Source organism: Ruegeria sp. YTSA168 (assembly GCF_059610045.1).
The window spans coordinates 413,205-427,598 of record NZ_JBXWMW010000001.1 but is presented as its reverse complement, the minus strand read 5'-3'; the positions used below and the strand labels follow the sequence as shown (position 1 = coordinate 427,598).

General features: G+C 57.7%; 13 protein-coding genes and 2 tRNA genes. 5 read left to right on the top strand and 10 right to left on the bottom strand.

Annotated elements, in window-relative coordinates:
* Nucleotides 1–17: 17 nt before the first annotated feature.
* From AC2FFE_RS02180 to AC2FFE_RS02155, 6 genes are all read right to left on the bottom strand, one after another.
* A tRNA-Glu gene (locus AC2FFE_RS02180) sits at nucleotides 18–92 on the bottom strand.
* A 25-nt stretch (nucleotides 93–117) separates the two neighbouring features.
* Nucleotides 118–192: transfer RNA gene (locus AC2FFE_RS02175), tRNA-Glu, on the bottom strand.
* Between the two features lie 108 nt (nucleotides 193–300).
* Entirely contained in the window at nucleotides 301–2,043 is a 1,743-nt protein-coding gene (gene recJ, locus AC2FFE_RS02170; protein ID WP_496845726.1) for a single-stranded-DNA-specific exonuclease RecJ, read from the bottom strand.
* 91 nt (nucleotides 2,044–2,134) lie between these two features.
* Nucleotides 2,135–3,118: a class II fructose-bisphosphatase gene (glpX, locus tag AC2FFE_RS02165; RefSeq protein WP_496818707.1), complete on the bottom strand. Its 984-nt coding sequence runs from the start codon at nucleotides 3,116–3,118 to the stop codon at nucleotides 2,135–2,137.
* Between the two features lie 71 nt (nucleotides 3,119–3,189).
* Nucleotides 3,190–4,476: a homoserine dehydrogenase gene (locus AC2FFE_RS02160; protein WP_496818706.1), complete on the bottom strand. Its 1,287-nt coding sequence runs from the start codon at nucleotides 4,474–4,476 to the stop codon at nucleotides 3,190–3,192.
* A gap of 118 nt (nucleotides 4,477–4,594) precedes the next feature.
* A complete protein-coding gene (locus tag AC2FFE_RS02155) occupies nucleotides 4,595–4,849 on the bottom strand; it encodes a hypothetical protein (protein WP_496818705.1) in 255 nt (84 codons plus the stop codon).
* A 98-nt stretch (nucleotides 4,850–4,947) separates the two neighbouring features.
* Between AC2FFE_RS02155 and AC2FFE_RS02150 the strand changes: the two genes are divergently transcribed.
* Nucleotides 4,948–5,535 carry a TetR/AcrR family transcriptional regulator gene (locus AC2FFE_RS02150; RefSeq protein ID WP_496818704.1) on the top strand — a complete coding sequence of 196 codons (588 nt, stop codon included), beginning with the start codon at nucleotides 4,948–4,950 and terminating at the stop codon, nucleotides 5,533–5,535.
* Nucleotides 5,536–5,558: 23 nt separating this feature from the next.
* On the opposite strand, the gene AC2FFE_RS02145 is transcribed toward AC2FFE_RS02150, so the two are convergent.
* Nucleotides 5,559–6,470: a pirin family protein gene (locus tag AC2FFE_RS02145; protein ID WP_496818703.1), complete on the bottom strand. Its 912-nt coding sequence runs from the start codon at nucleotides 6,468–6,470 to the stop codon at nucleotides 5,559–5,561.
* A 158-nt stretch (nucleotides 6,471–6,628) separates the two neighbouring features.
* Here AC2FFE_RS02145 and AC2FFE_RS02140 point away from each other — a divergent pair, with 158 nt between their 5' ends.
* The gene (locus AC2FFE_RS02140; RefSeq protein WP_496845725.1) at nucleotides 6,629–7,105 is read left to right on the top strand and encodes a hypothetical protein; all 477 of its coding nucleotides are present in this window, start codon (nucleotides 6,629–6,631) and stop codon (nucleotides 7,103–7,105) included.
* Here the strand turns inward: AC2FFE_RS02140 and AC2FFE_RS02135 are convergent.
* The 3 genes from AC2FFE_RS02135 to AC2FFE_RS02125 are packed head-to-tail and all read right to left on the bottom strand — an operon-like array spanning nucleotide 7,102 to nucleotide 10,161.
* Entirely contained in the window at nucleotides 7,102–7,695 is a 594-nt protein-coding gene (locus tag AC2FFE_RS02135; RefSeq protein WP_496845724.1) for a TadE/TadG family type IV pilus assembly protein, read from the bottom strand. The two genes, AC2FFE_RS02140 and AC2FFE_RS02135, sit on opposite strands and share 4 nt — an antisense overlap.
* Nucleotides 7,682–8,269 (bottom strand): TadE/TadG family type IV pilus assembly protein, encoded by a 588-nt coding sequence (locus AC2FFE_RS02130; protein ID WP_496845723.1) that lies wholly within the window; start codon nucleotides 8,267–8,269, stop codon nucleotides 7,682–7,684. Before AC2FFE_RS02130 ends, AC2FFE_RS02135 begins: the two co-directional genes overlap by 14 nt.
* Nucleotides 8,266–10,161, bottom strand: a complete 1,896-nt coding sequence (locus tag AC2FFE_RS02125) for a Tad domain-containing protein (RefSeq protein WP_496845722.1) — start codon at nucleotides 10,159–10,161, stop codon at nucleotides 8,266–8,268. Before AC2FFE_RS02125 ends, AC2FFE_RS02130 begins: the two co-directional genes overlap by 4 nt.
* 327 nt (nucleotides 10,162–10,488) lie before the next feature.
* On the opposite strand from AC2FFE_RS02125, the gene AC2FFE_RS02120 reads away from it, so the two are divergent.
* The 3 genes from AC2FFE_RS02120 to dnaG all read left to right on the top strand — a co-directional run bounded on the left by AC2FFE_RS02120 (nucleotide 10,489) and on the right by dnaG (nucleotide 14,365).
* On the top strand, nucleotides 10,489–11,919 hold the full coding sequence (locus AC2FFE_RS02120; protein ID WP_496818697.1) for a Glu/Leu/Phe/Val family dehydrogenase: 1,431 nt from the start codon (nucleotides 10,489–10,491) through the stop codon (nucleotides 11,917–11,919).
* Nucleotides 11,920–12,040: 121 nt separating this feature from the next.
* Nucleotides 12,041–12,337, top strand: coding sequence for a hypothetical protein (locus tag AC2FFE_RS02115; protein WP_496818696.1), 297 nt, complete (start codon nucleotides 12,041–12,043; stop codon nucleotides 12,335–12,337).
* 78 nt (nucleotides 12,338–12,415) lie between these two features.
* Complete coding sequence (dnaG, locus tag AC2FFE_RS02110; protein ID WP_496845721.1) at nucleotides 12,416–14,365, top strand: DNA primase; 1,950 nt, start codon at nucleotides 12,416–12,418, stop codon at nucleotides 14,363–14,365.
* Nucleotides 14,366–14,394: the final 29 nt, after the last annotated feature.

Below are 14,394 nucleotides of genomic sequence, written 5' to 3'. Positions count from 1 at the left end.
TCCAAAGTCTAGCCAAATGGTAGCCCGTAGGGGAATCGAACCCCTCTTTCCAGGTTGAAAACCTGGCGTCCTAACCGATAGACGAACGGGCCATTTGGTATCTGGCGCAAGCACAAGTGGTAGCCCGTAGGGGAATCGAACCCCTCTTTCCAGGTTGAAAACCTGGCGTCCTAACCGATAGACGAACGGGCCACGCTGGCTTGTGGAGGGCCTTTTACGGTTTCGCCCCGACCCCCGCAAGCCGAAAAACGCAAGGATGTGAAAGTTTTTGAACGAAGGAAAAGGCGGTCAGAACCCCGATCAATTGGCGTCGGCGGCGTCTTCAAGCCGAAGCTGCACATTTTGTCGTCCACCCCAAGTGTTCACCTCAAGTCGACCGGCAAAGTGAAACCGTGCGCCGCCGTGGTTTGAAAGCCGTTCACCAAGCGGCCCGTCGAAGGCACCAAAGGCAATGGCATCCAGCCCGCCGCTCATTCCGTCCGACAAGGACAGTTTCAGATGTGTCTCACCTACGCGCTTGGCAAATCGCACCTGCAAATCGGGCAAGGCATAACGTGGGGCAGGGGCGCTGGCCCCGAAAGGCCCTGCCTTTTCAATCTGTTCAATCAATTCCACCGTAGCCGCGCCGGGCATCAGGGCACCATCCAGCCGAACATCCGCCGGCCCACCTTGGCCGGCGCCCTGCTTCTCCAGTAGTTCCGAGAGACGGGCCATTGCAGGCTCCAACTGATCCCGCATCACCGTCAGACCTGCCGCCATTTTGTGCCCGCCGCCTTTAACCAGCAACCCCTCGGCTGCCAGACGTTGGATAGAGGCTCCCAGATCGACGCCTGAGACTGATCGGCCCGAACCTTTGCCCTCATCTCCGTCAAATCCGATGACAATCGCTGGCCGGTTTGCCGCCTCTTTCAGGCGCGAGGCGACGATGCCGACAACACCGGGGTGCCAGCCTTCGCCAGCCGCCCAGACCAGGGGGGTATCAAGACCTCGATCCTCGGCCTGTTGCAAAGCGGCAGCGCGCACGGCGTTTTCGATGTCGCGCCGCTCGGTGTTCAGTGTGTCCAGCCGTTGCGCCAGAGCTTCGGCCTCCGAGCTCGAGTCGGTGCTGAGCAATCGGGCACCCAGATCGGCCTGACCAATGCGCCCCCCGGCATTGACGCGTGGACCCAGCAGAAATCCAAGATGGTAGCTGTTTGGCGCCGCATCCATGCGCGCGACATCGGATAGGGCGACCAGACCGGGGCGTTGTCGCCCGGCCATGACCTTTAACCCCTGCCGGACCAACGCTCGGTTGGCCTCGATTAGCGGGGCAACGTCGGCCACGGTGGCCAGCGCGACCAGATCAAGCAGAGAGAGCAAATCCGGCCCCTTAGCGCCTGCCTCGCGCATTTGACGCCCGGCCTCCACCAGCATCAAAAAGACCACACCCGCCGCACAGAAATAGCCCAGATCGCCGTTTTCATCCTGCCGGTTCGGGTTCACGACGGCGACGCATTCAGGCAGCGTTTCCGAGCCCAGATGGTGATCCAGCACGATCACATCCGCTGCCTTGGCGGCGGCGATGGGTTCGTGGCTGAGAGTGCCGCAGTCGACGCAGATGATCAGGTCATGCGTTACCGCCAGTTCCTGCATGGCAGGCACATTCGGCCCGTATCCTTCGTCGATCCGGTCCGGCACATAAAGCGTCGCTTGCAACCCCATCTGACGCAGCCAGACCAAAAGCAACGCCGCTGAACTGCCGCCATCCACGTCATAATCTGCAAAAATCGCGATCCGCTGCCTTTCGCGCACCGCTGTCAGAAAGCGCGCCGCCGCGACCTCCATGTCTTTTAGGTTGCGCGGGTCTGGCAAGAGCTCCTTGAGCTTTGGCTCTAGAAACCCAACTGCTTCCATCGGAGGCACGCCGCGTCGTGCCAGAACCTGGCACACTGCGCGCGGCAGGTCGGCCTGTTGCACCAGCATTTCGGTCGCGCGCTCTACCTCGGGCGAGGGGCCAACCCATCGCCGACCTGTCAATGAATGCTCAACCCCTAGAAAACTCATCCTGCCCCTCATATGCCAAGGCCGGACCCATGTGGATCCGGCCTCTTCATCTTTTGTAAATACTCTCGCCGAAGGTGGCGGCGCAAGCCGCTTAGGCGTCGGTGTGCGACCACATCGGCGTGCGGTAGGACATGCGGCGCACAGATCCGGTTTTGGACCGCATCAGCAAGGTTGTTGTCTCAAGCCAGCCGGGTTCGCGCTTGATGCGCGGCAGAAGCGATCCGCCGGTCACGCCGGTTGCGGCAAAGATCACATCCGCCGTCACCATCTCATCGCGGGTGTAGATGCGGTCCAGTTCCTTGATACCCGCCTTAGCGGCGCGCCCACGTTCGTCATCATTGCGGAACAGCAACCGGCCAAAGATCTGACCGCCCATACATTTCAGTGCCGCTGCGGCCAACACGCCCTCGGGCGCGCCACCCTGGCCCATATACATGTCGATCCCTGTGGTTTCGCTTTCGGCGCAATGCATCACACCAGCCACATCGCCATCGGTGATCAGGCGGATCGAAGCGCCGGTTTCGCGCACTTCGGCAATCATCGCTTCATGACGCGGGCGTTCCAGAATGCAGACGGTGATGTCGGCGGGCTCGCACCCCTTGGCCTTGGCCAGGGCTTCCACACGCTCGCGCGGGGACATGTCCAGCGAAACAACGCCGTCATCATAACCCGGACCCACGGCCAGCTTGTCCATGTAAACGTCGGGCGCGTGCAGCATCGAACCGCGCGGGCCCATGGCGATGACGGTCAGCGCGTTGGGCATGTCCTTGGCGGTCAAAGTGGTCCCTTCCAGCGGGTCCAGCGCGATGTCCACGCCGGGGCCATTCCCGGTGCCAACCTCTTCACCGATATACAGCATCGGAGCCTCATCGCGCTCACCTTCGCCGATGACGACGACGCCTGCGATGTCCAGCAGGTTCAACTGCTCACGCATCGCATTGACTGCGGCCTGATCTGCAGCTTTCTCATCCCCGCGCCCCACCAACGAGGCAGAGGCAAGCGCCGCCTGTTCTGCGACGCGCGCAAGCCCCAATGACAACAGGCGGTCGTTAAAATCGATCTTGGCAGCACTCATGCGATGTATTCCTTTGGTCGGCAATGACGTTACGTCTGGCATAGCCTGCACGGGGCGCAGGCTGCAAGGGGTCAGACCTGTTCGATCCGCAGCGCGACGGGCTCTCCCGCAACAACATCAGTTGCCCGGAACCCGTCCAGGGCCACATCCAGTGTCGCCCGTGTTGTCTTATGCGTTACGATCAGAACCGGTGCGGTGCTTTCGCTGTGTCCATACTGGCGCATCCGGTCGATCGAGACGCCCGCATCGCCCAGAATGGCGGCGATCTTGGCCAACGCACCGGGTTTGTCCAGCAAGGCCAGACGCAGATAGTAGGGCGCAGGCAGGCCAGTGACGGCGGGGGTTGCGACCTCAAGCGAGCTTGCGGGTCGGCCAAAGGTCGAAATCTGAAGGCCGCGTGCCAGATCGCAGACATCGCCCATCACCGCGCTGGCGGTGGGGCCTTCACCAGCACCGGGGCCACGCAGGACAACCTGATCCACTGCGTCGCCTTCGATCACCACCATATTGGTGCCGCCTTCCAATTGGCCCAGCGGCGAGTCGCTGGGGACCAGGCAGGGCTGCATGCGCTGTTCAAGACCGCGCGCGGTGCGTTGCGCCACACCCAGCAGTTTGATGCGGAAGCCCATGTCATGCGCCTGATCGATGTCATCCAGGCTGATCTGCTGAATACCTTCGATCTCGATCCCGTCGAAATTCGGTTTGGTGCCGAACGCAATTGACGACAGCAGCGCCAGTTTATGTGCTGCGTCGATGCCACCGACATCCAGGTTCGGATCGGCCTCAAGATATCCCAGTTCAGCGCATTCATCGAACAGCGCGTTATAGCCCTGACGTTGAGACTGCATCCGGGTCAGGATGTAGTTGCAGGTGCCATTCATGACGCCCATAACGCGCGTAATCTCATTGCCCGCCAGACCCTCGGTCAGGGATTTGATGACGGGAATTCCACCAGCAACAGCCGCTTCAAACCGGATCACCCGACCCGCGGCTTCGGCCTGTTCAGCAAGCGCCTGACCATGGATGGCCAGCAGGGCTTTGTTTGCGGTGACGACGTCTTTGCCACTGACCAAAGCGGCCTCGACCGACGCTTTCGCGGCGCCGTTTTCGCCGCCCATCAGCTCGACATAGACATCGACATCATCACGCTGGGCCAAGGCGACCGGATCGGTCTCCCATGCATAGTCGGACAGGTTCACGCCCCGGTCTTTGTTGGGGTCGCGTGCGCCCACAGCCACGATTTCGATCCGACGCCCCGTGCGCGCCTCAAGCAGATCGGCATGACGACGGATGATCTTGACGACACCCACGCCAACTGTTCCCAAGCCCGCAATTCCAAGCCGCAGCGCCTGTGTCATTCCGTGGGTTCCTTTCCGCATGACATACTCTGAAACCGGACTGTCATCCGGTCAGCGCTGCCTTAGCGGGTTCAGGCCGGGGGTGCAATCCGTCACAGGGTTGCCAAGGCGTCACGTGTCAGTTGGTTGGCGCGTTTTGAAGCGCTTCGGCCTTTTTCCTGAGCGCTTCGGCGCGCGCGTTTAAGTCTTCCTCGACCTCGGTTGCTTCGAGGGCCGGATCAACCGGTGTGCCAAGCGAGTCCTGCAGCGGGATCAGGGGCGGGTAAGCGGCCTTTTGCACCGAACGCGACTCAGAGCCGTCCAGCTCAGGAATATCCGCGCAGCCCGTTAGGGTCAGCGTCAGGATCAGCAGGGGCAGGGCTTTGGTTGGCATAGGCTCTCGCGGTCACAGTCTGGTTCCGTGATGCACGTTTTAACGCATTGTTTCAAGCGGGCTTCTATCTGAACATTTGTTCAGATACGGTATCTGTTATGGCACGTACCCAGGGTTCTCACTCCGACATCACAGGCCCGCGTATTCGCAGCGCGGCGCTCAGGCTTTTTGCCCGCCACGGCTATGCGGCGGTGTCGATGCGGCAGATCGCCAAAGAGGTCGGCGTGCAAGCCGGGGCGCTGTATAACTATACGCCGGATAAGCAGAGCCTGCTGTTCCGCCTGATGCGCGAGCATATGCACGACCTGTTGCAGGCCTATGCCGCGTTGAATACGTCCTCTGATCCGCAAGAGGCATTGCGCGGCTTTGTCGGCTTCCATATCCGTTTCCATCTGGAGCGCCCAGATGAGGTCTTTATTGCCTATATGGAGTTGCGCAACCTGACCCCTGAGAATTTTGCAGAGATCGAGGATTTGCGCCGAAGCTATGAGGACGCGGTGGAAAAGATCCTGCGTGATGGGCAGCGGTCCGGGCTTTTTGCCATTGCGGATACCAAGATCGCCACACTCGCTGTTATCGCCATGCTAAACGGCGTGATGACGTGGTATCGCGCTGGTGGGCGCTTGTCGCTGGATGAGGTCGAGCAGGTCTATTGGGACATGGTGCGCCGCGCGGTGACGGCCTGACGGGGATCAGGCCGCCCCATTGATCAATGCGCCGGACGAATGAAAGTGCCGTTGCGCAGTTCCTTGAAAGCCTGTTCCAGCTGGGCCCGCGTGTTCATCACAATAGGACCATGCCAGGCGACAGGCTCATCAATTGGCGCGCCTGATATCAGCAAAAAACGCACACCTTCAGGCCCGGCCTGAACGGTGACCTCGTCTCCTGTGCCAAAGCGCACCAGCGTACGATCCCCGGACATGTCGCGGATGTTTACCTCTTCCCCGGCAACCTCTTTCTCAAGCAGCACGCCGGTTGGCCGAGACGCATCGGCAAAGGCAGCTTGTCCTTGAAAGACATAGGCAAAAGCGCGGCGATACGTGTCTATGCGAAAGGTCTTTTTGACGCCGGCCGGTATCTGTATGTCCAGGTACTGAGGGTCCGCCGCGATGCCATCCACCGGGCCGGTTCTGCCCCAGAACTCTCCGACAATCACGCGCACGATTGTACCGTCATCATCAATGATCTCAGGGATATCCTTGCTTTGCACATCCTGATAGCGCGGCGCGGTCATTTTCTGGGCCGAGGGCAGATTCCCCCAAAGCTGGAAACCGTGCATCTGACCTGTACTGTTTCCGTGTGGCATCTCCTGATGCAGAATGCCAGAGCCAGCGGTCATCCACTGCACATCGCCAGCACCCAGCGAACCGCTATTGCCCAGCGAATCCGAATGCTCGACCGTTCCAGCCAGCACATAAGTGATGGTTTCGATCCCGCGATGAGGATGCCAGGGAAAACCGGCCTGGTAATCCTGTGGGCGTTCGTTGCGGAAGTCATCAAACAACAGAAACGGGTCCAGTTCGGACGGATCCTGAAAGCCGAACGCGCGATGCAGTTTGACGCCAGCGCCTTCCGTGGTGGGCATGGCTTTGCGGGTTTCCAATGTGGGTCTCAGGGACATGGGTGCCTCCTATTCCTTTGCCCAGCATGTAACCTTTGCTTGGTCGCGGTCAATTCGCACGGATTCACCGGCTTTGTGCGATTTTGCGCGTGTATCAGGCCCCTGTTGTTCTGCTGCGAATGCGGGTAAAGGAAGGCCCGAGCTTACAGGAGAACAGAATGCAGGACGAAGTACTGGCCACAATTGAGGCCTCAGCGCCAAGACGTTGGATCGGGGTTCTTATGCTTGGCACGGTTGGTGTTTTGGTTTTGTACGTCGCGCTGTCCACACCGCCCGAGCTGGTCTGGCAGGTGTTCTTGATTGTTGTCGGTGGTGTGGCGCTGTGGCTGGCCTATAGTGTCTGGCAGGCGACCCAAGACCGGATCGAGCTGACGCGCACGGAACTGCGCACCGGGGCAGGGCGTCTAATTGCGCGTGTCGATGAGATTGAGGCTGTCGACCGGGGCGTGTTCGCCTTCAAACCCTCCAATGGGTTTCTGGTGCGTACGCGGGCAAAAACCTCCAACAGTTGGGCGCCGGGACTTTGGTGGCGCCTCGGACGCCGCGTTGGCGTAGGCGGCATGACTGCCGCCTCTGAGGCGAAGTTTATGTCAGAGATACTCACGGCCCTATTGCTTGAAAGGGATGAGGCTTAGCAGTCGTCTGGGTCGGCCACTGTTATATTGGTGAGCCCACGCGGCTGAGTGAACATGAATTTGTTAATCGCAAAGGAATGGTCTCCATAGCCGATCTTGAACGGACGGGTGTACCAGTCTTTTGTTTCAACAAGGATCATCACCGCCCTGTCGGCCATGACAGGTATTCTGTCTTTGTATTCAGTCAGCAGTGTCGCGTTGTCCAGCTTCTCAAAGCTCTCGCCGCGCGGGCAGGTCCAAAGCACAAAGTGGCGATCTTGGTCCTGATCATACCGTACGAATGAGATACGCATCGATACTGCCGAGCGGTCGGAGATCATGAATTTTTGAAGTTCGTACAGGTTTGTAATGTACTGCTTCGTGATCTGCTGATCTTCACGCGAAATAATATCCGCAACAGCAAATGCAGCCTTAAGGTTGCTGGCGCTTTGCCGGTAGCTGTCGAAATAGGTGTATGACGTCCACATCGACCAGAACAGAAGCGGAAAGACCATTACCGCTTCAATACTGACGATGCCGTCTTCCTTACGCCAGAAGCGACCAAGCCAGCTGGCGGCGGTACGGGGAAGGGATGCGTTAAAACGGTTCATGGACAAACACCGTTGCTACATGCAGTTCATACTGGTCATCAATGGGATCATGGCGTGCCAGTCGGCCCAGAGTGGTCCCGAAGAACAGAGGATCAATCTCGGCACATGCCCGAATGATCATCAATTGGTTCGAAGTGCCTGGATCAAAAAATGGCTCATCCCCGTCGCCACCACGGATATCTTCAGGCGTGTCAACGCAGTAGGGTTGCTGAAAGCTACCGTTTAGAACCGTGCTGGCGGCGAATGGATTGATCGAGGTCATCTCGATTGCCAGGTTGTCAAAGCATTTCGGGATAGCTCCGGCCTTATCACAAACGACTTGCTTCAACAGCGTATGAGTCCACTGCGCACCGGGCGTTTGATCATAGACTTCGATCCTGTTCATACGGACATCTTGGATGGTTTCATCCAGAGCACGCTCAAGGTTTGCATGGTTGTAGGCCACGATTCCGATCTCGACGCCTGAATAGGTGGTGATCATGAAGATCGGGAACCAGAACACGAACTCGATCGTGGCCATGCCCTCTTCGTTGCGGCGAAACCGGCGCAGTTTTTGGGTCAGGCGTTTGATCATTGCGTCAACCTCAGATTCCGGATGCTCGATGTAATCGAAGCAAAGACATTAGGCAGATCGTCTGGGCTGGCCTCGTAGTAGGTCGCGTCGGTTGTTTTGCAGTGTTGCATGATAGCGCGGCCTGCGGATGGCGCTTCCAGCGAGATCGTAAAGATCACGACACCCATCTGCTGTTTAGCATAGTCGCACATCGATCTGACGCGCGGATCCTTGGTGCTACGGCCACTGGAAGAGACAGCATCATAGTAGAAGTCATACGCCCAGCTCGAGCCGTAGTAGTCACGGAACTGGTAGTACAGGTTTAGGCGTGTGGTTCGTTCCCAAAGATCGGGCCAGGTCAAGTGCACGGATGGTTCAACGTCCAGTTCTTGGTAGGTTTTGACACGTCGCGTATCTCGATCAACATTGTAGCAAGTGCCAGAAGAGAACGAGAGGCAGCGGTACTGAATGAACCCACGTACGTAGCTACCTGTCGGATCGTCTGCTTGTGCCTCTTCCAAGCTGCCGGCATCTTCATATGTCAGAGTCGAATTGTTCACGATCGTGTTGCCATAACCGCTGGGCTGAAGCCGATCTCTGACCCAATAACCGCCCCCATCTGACGAATCCCATTCGACTGTTTCGACGCCAGGCCAGATATAGTCGGTGCCAAACTCAATAGTGATCTCATCGCTTTCATCAAGATCAGCATAAGATACGTAGTCGTTAATCCGATCATTCCACCACACGCCTGACTTACCATCGCGATAGGGATCGTTAGTCAGGTATTGGGTTGTGTTCGCACCATCGGTCATCAGGATCAAGACCTTAAGGGTGTCGCCGCTTCTTGGATTGTCTGGACGGGTTGCAAATTCCGCAGGGACATCGCCAGCCGCGGCCATTTGCTGAATAACCGGTTGCATGTTATTGTCGAGCAGAGCCAGGCCCCACTTAACACCCAGGTCAATAGATGTGTTACCTGCCGCCTGGAACGACGCAATTTTGCCTTTCAGCAAATCCGCATCTTTTTGGAAAACCATCGCCTCGCGATTCTCATCGGTCTCACAGATTTCACTGTAGACAAGATTGTCGTTGTTGGGACGCTGGTCGTAGTTGCCCCATGCCGTGAAGTGCAGCGTGCGATCATAAACAAGGTTCAGATCAAACACGCCGCCCTGAAGCTGACTGCTGGTAAAGTTGATGCAGTTGGCATGCGGGTTCACACCAGACGTGTTGATATAGTCCATCATCGAGTCGGGCAGGGCGACTTGGGTCGCATAAGGAACGATAGAGATCGACATTTTGCCGTCTTCGGATTTGTCGACCATTTCCTGCACGAAATCTTGCGCCGCAAGCTTCAGTGTCGTCAGTCGGCTGTTGCTGTTCATCGAGCCTGACACATCGAGAACCATAGAGATTTCTACATTCCCAAGGGCTTCTTCTGCCGCGCTAAATACAGAAGTTGTGATGTAGTCAACATCCCACCACTGCATGAAATGCATCGCCACGTCCATCTCCGCACGCGCTTGTACGCGGCGGAAGCCTTCGATGGTCACGGCACTCGAACCACACAGATTGGCAGGTTCGATAACGATAGATTCTTCAACAAGAAACTGGCCCAGATTCTCTTTTTCGAGATAGTCTTTGATTACGACGGTTGGGCAAAGGTCCTGTCGAAGATCAGTGGCCGCAAGCACTGCGCGGTCCATGGAATATTGCAGGCGTGCGCGCTCGTGGTCGAAACGCTGAATATCAACTGCGAAGCCGCCGACGGCAAACACGATCATGATCAGGCCAAGTGTAAAGATGGTCATCGTTCCATCTTCGGACCGGGCAAAATCGCGCGACGGCAAACCACGCTCGTTTGCTCGCTTTGATTTCTCCAGAATCGACTTCCCTTTTAACATCTTCATCCCGCGTTCCTCTGCCGGCTAGGCACACTGCTTCCAGTCGTTCGCAACTTTAATTTTTTAGCCTTGGAACGTGGCGAGAATTGGGCACTTATGTCACTATGATGCTATTATTGAATGGAAAACAGCCTCAGTTTCGCGGTCGTGCGCAGCTTTGTTTCGCTGAGGTGGACAATTTGGTCAAAAGTCTTAACCGGGCGACTCAGGGAAGGTCTTGGTAATCCCGCGTTCATAAAGTGATGAAAAAAAGTGCAGTTGTTGATTGCAGCCCGCTGCAAGTGGTGCGACAAAACGTCATGACGTTTGTCAGTTCCCGGTATGGAGGATTTTATGACCGGTATCAAAGAGCCCAGCTTTCGTGAGAGTGTTGATCTGATGTTCAACAGGGCGGCGTCCCTGATGGATTTGCCCCCGGGGCTGGAAGAGAAGATACGGGTCTGTAACGCAACCTACACAGTTCGTTTTGGTGTGCGCCTGCGGGGCGACATTCATACCTTCACCGGCTATCGCTCGGTCCATTCCGAGCATATGGAGCCGGTGAAAGGCGGTATTCGCTATGCTTTGGCGGTGAATCAGGACGAGGTCGAGGCACTGGCAGCGCTGATGACGTACAAATGCGCGCTGGTCGAAACGCCGTTTGGTGGTTCGAAGGGCGGGCTTTGCATCGATCCCCGAAAATACGAAGAGCATGAGCTGGAGCAGATCACCCGTCGTTTCGCCTATGAACTGGCCAAGCGTGACTTGATCAACCCATCCCAGAACGTACCCGCGCCCGACATGGGCACGGGCGAGCGTGAGATGGCGTGGATGGCTGACCAATATGCGCGGATGAACACAACCGACATCAATGCGCGGGCTTGTGTGACAGGTAAGCCGTTGAATGCCGGCGGAATCGCCGGGCGGGTCGAGGCCACCGGGCGTGGCATCCAATATGCGCTGCGCGAATTCTTCCGCCATCCCGAAGATGTGGCCAAGGCCGGTCTGTCGGGCAAGTTGGATGGCAAGCGCGTTGTGGTTCAGGGGCTCGGCAATGTGGGCTACCACGCGGCCAAGTTCCTGAGCGAAGAAGACGGCTCGACTATCGTGGGTATCATCGAATGGGATGGGGCGCTCTATAACCCCGATGGCATCAATGTCGAAGCTGTGCGCCAATGGATCGTCAAACATGGTGGCGTGAAAGACTATCCGGATGCGACGCATTCGGCCGAAGGAGGCGCTGTGCTTGAGGCGGAGTGCGACATTCTGATCCCGGCTGCCTTGGAAGGTGTGATCAATCTGGAAAATGCCGAACGTATAAAGGCCCCGCTGATCATCGAGGCTGCGAACGGCCCGGTCACCGCTGGTGCGGATGAGATCTTGCGAAAGAAGGGTACGGTGATCATTCCGGATATGTATGCCAACGCCGGTGGTGTGACGGTGTCCTATTTCGAATGGGTCAAGAACCTCAGCCATATTCGCTTTGGCCGGATGCAGCGGCGTCAGGAAGAGGCGCGGCATGAGTTGATCGTCAGCGAGTTGGAGCGGCTGGATCGCTATCTTGGCGATGCCTGGACGATGTCTCCGGATTTCAAGTCGAAATATCTGAAAGGCGCGGATGAGTTGGAGCTTGTTCGGTCGGGCCTCGATGACACCATGCGCATTGCCTATCAGTCGATGCGTGAAGTCTGGCACAGCCGTGACGATGTCGAGGATCTGCGAACCGCAGCCTATATCGTTTCGATTGATCGTGTTGCAAACAGCTATCGGGCCAAGGGCCTTTGATTGCATATGGATGGGGCGTGCATCTCGCTCCATCCTGAACTGCCGGTCAGAAAATGGGCAATGGCAGGCCCGGCGCAGGGCGGCTAAGCTACCGCTAGTTCAACGATTCCCGGAGACCCCAATGTTGCGTATCGCCATCGCTGCCGCCGTTCTTGCCACACCTCTGGCCGCGGCAGAAACCAAGGAACAAAGCTGCCAGTATCAGGCGGATGTGGTGGCCGCGATCCAGCAAGCGCGATTGGATAAGGTGAAAGAGCGAGACGTTCCACAAGCGGTCGCGGATAGCAGCCCCACCTGGCCCGAAAACTACAATGCTGCGGTTCCATTGATCACGCCTTGGGTATACGAACAGAAGATGCGCGATGTCCGCAAAAAGGACCTAGGCGCGGCTTGGCTGGAGCTCTGCCTGCAGCAATAATCCACAATCGGATCATTTCGCTGTGGATAAGCGCGCCATCCCCTTGGCGCGCGTTTTCATTTCTGGCAGGTTTGATAGATGTCTTTGCCCCCCGGATTTCTGGATGAATTGCGCACCCGGCTCAGCCTGTCTCAGGTCGTCGGGCGCAAGGTCATGTGGGATCAGCGCAAGTCCAATCAGGGCAAAGGGGATATGTGGGCGCCATGCCCGTTCCATCATGAAAAAACCGCCTCATTCCATGTGGATGATCAGAAAGGGTTTTATTACTGCTTTGGCTGCCACGCCAAAGGGGATGCGATTAGCTTTGTGAAAGAGTCCGAGAATGTCTCGTTCATCGAAGCGGTTGAGATTTTGGCGCGTGAAGCCGGGATGCCGATGCCCGCGCGCGACCCCAAGGCGCAAGAGAAACAGGATCGCCGGTCTCAATTGGCTGAGGTGATGGAGCAGGCAGTGCAATTCTTCCGTCTGCAACTCAAAACCGGGGCGGGGGGTGCCGCACGCGATTACCTGACGCGCCGGGGTTTGGATGCGCAAGCATTGGACCGGTGGGAAATCGGCTTTGCCCCCGATGGTTGGCAAGCACTTTGGGATCACTTGCGCGGTAAGAACGTGGCAGAGGAATTGATCCTGGATGCCGGGCTGGCGAAACCGTCGAACAAGGGCAAAAAGCCCTATGATACGTTCCGCAACCGCATCATGTACCCGATCCGCGACCCGCGTGGGCGATGCATCGCCTTTGGCGGTCGGGCGCTGGACCCAAGTGACAACGCGAAATATCTGAACTCACCTGAAACGGCGCTATTCGACAAAGGCCGGAGCCTGTACAACCACGGCCCCGCACGGCAGGCGGCTGGGAAGGGCCAGCCGCTAATCGTGGCCGAGGGTTACATGGATGTTATCGCGCTGGCCGAGGCTGGTTTCGGGGCGTCTGTGGCCCCGCTGGGTACTGCGATAACCGAACATCAGTTGCAGCTGCTCTGGCGGATTTCTGATGAACCTATCATCGCTTTGGATGGCGATACGGCGGGCCTGCGTGCCGCGATGCGGGCGGTCGATTTGGCCCTTCCTTTGTTGGAGGCCGGAAAGTCCCTGCGCTTTGCGCTGATGCCCGAGGGCAAAGATCCAGACGACCTGCTGCGCGCCGAAGGGGCAGGGGCCGTACAAAAGGTGCTGGACGGGGCTATTCCGATGGTTAAGCTGCTGTGGCAGCGTGAAACCGAAGGCAAAGTCTTTGACAGCCCGGAACGCAAGGCCGCATTGGACAAGGTGCTGCGCGACAAGATCAAACTGATCCGCGATCCTTCGATACGCTCTCACTATGGGCAGGAAATCAAAGACTTGCGCTGGCAGCTGTTCCGCCCGCAGCGCCAGCCACAGAACCGAACATGGCAACCACGGGGCAAGTGGCAGCCCCCCAAACAGCCCGCGACTGCCGGGGCGAGGGCGTCATTCCTTGCGTCTGCGGACAATGCCGACATCCACATGCGTGAAGCAGCCATTCTGGCCATCGCTGTTCTGAACCCGCATGTGGTGGTGCAGTTCGAAACGCAGTTGGAGGATATGGATTGCCATGATCCCGATCACGCGGCGCTGCGCCACGCCATTCTGCGTCATGCGATCGATGATCCGGACAATCTGAAAGACCACATCATCGAAACTTTGGGGCCCGAGCCCCTTGAAAACCTGCTGAGCCTTCGCCATGTCGCTGTGATCCCTTGTGTGTTCAAACCAGGCGACGTTGAAAAGGCCCAGATGACGCTGGCCGAGGAACTCGCGAAAATCAAAGCGCTCCAGGGATTGGATGCAGAGATTGCTGAAGCGACCGAGGAGTTGTCCGACTTGGCTGACGAGTCATTGACGTATCGGGTGGGTCAGGCCGCCGAAGAGCGTAACCGCGCAAGCCGCAGCCAGAACGAGGACAAAGCCCTTTTCGACATCGCCGACAACGGCGCGCGAATCAACCGCGACGAGAAGGACGCGTTCGAAGCAATCATGTCTGGGATCAAATTCGAGCGGAAACGTCGATAAGTGATGTTTTCGTAAGGCACTAGAAAAGA

What these genes read in the sequence shown, in the direction of transcription:
- AC2FFE_RS02115 (WP_496818696.1), top strand. Translation starts at nt 12,041, where the DNA reads ATGTTGCGTATCGCCATCGCTGCCGCCGTTCTTGCCACACCTCTGGCC.
- AC2FFE_RS02130 (WP_496845723.1), bottom strand. Translation starts at nt 8,269, where the DNA reads ATGATCAAACGCCTGACCCAAAAACTGCGCCGGTTTCGCCGCAACGAA.
- AC2FFE_RS02155 (WP_496818705.1), bottom strand. Translation starts at nt 4,849, where the DNA reads ATGCCAACCAAAGCCCTGCCCCTGCTGATCCTGACGCTGACCCTAACG.
- AC2FFE_RS02150 (WP_496818704.1), top strand. Translation starts at nt 4,948, where the DNA reads ATGGCACGTACCCAGGGTTCTCACTCCGACATCACAGGCCCGCGTATT.
- recJ (WP_496845726.1), bottom strand. Translation starts at nt 2,043, where the DNA reads ATGAGTTTTCTAGGGGTTGAGCATTCATTGACAGGTCGGCGATGGGTT.
- dnaG (WP_496845721.1), top strand. Translation starts at nt 12,416, where the DNA reads ATGTCTTTGCCCCCCGGATTTCTGGATGAATTGCGCACCCGGCTCAGC.
- glpX (WP_496818707.1), bottom strand. Translation starts at nt 3,118, where the DNA reads ATGAGTGCTGCCAAGATCGATTTTAACGACCGCCTGTTGTCATTGGGG.
- AC2FFE_RS02120 (WP_496818697.1), top strand. Translation starts at nt 10,489, where the DNA reads ATGACCGGTATCAAAGAGCCCAGCTTTCGTGAGAGTGTTGATCTGATG.
- AC2FFE_RS02160 (WP_496818706.1), bottom strand. Translation starts at nt 4,476, where the DNA reads ATGACACAGGCGCTGCGGCTTGGAATTGCGGGCTTGGGAACAGTTGGC.
- AC2FFE_RS02140 (WP_496845725.1), top strand. Translation starts at nt 6,629, where the DNA reads ATGCAGGACGAAGTACTGGCCACAATTGAGGCCTCAGCGCCAAGACGT.
- AC2FFE_RS02125 (WP_496845722.1), bottom strand. Translation starts at nt 10,161, where the DNA reads ATGAAGATGTTAAAAGGGAAGTCGATTCTGGAGAAATCAAAGCGAGCA.
- AC2FFE_RS02135 (WP_496845724.1), bottom strand. Translation starts at nt 7,695, where the DNA reads ATGAACCGTTTTAACGCATCCCTTCCCCGTACCGCCGCCAGCTGGCTT.
- AC2FFE_RS02145 (WP_496818703.1), bottom strand. Translation starts at nt 6,470, where the DNA reads ATGTCCCTGAGACCCACATTGGAAACCCGCAAAGCCATGCCCACCACG.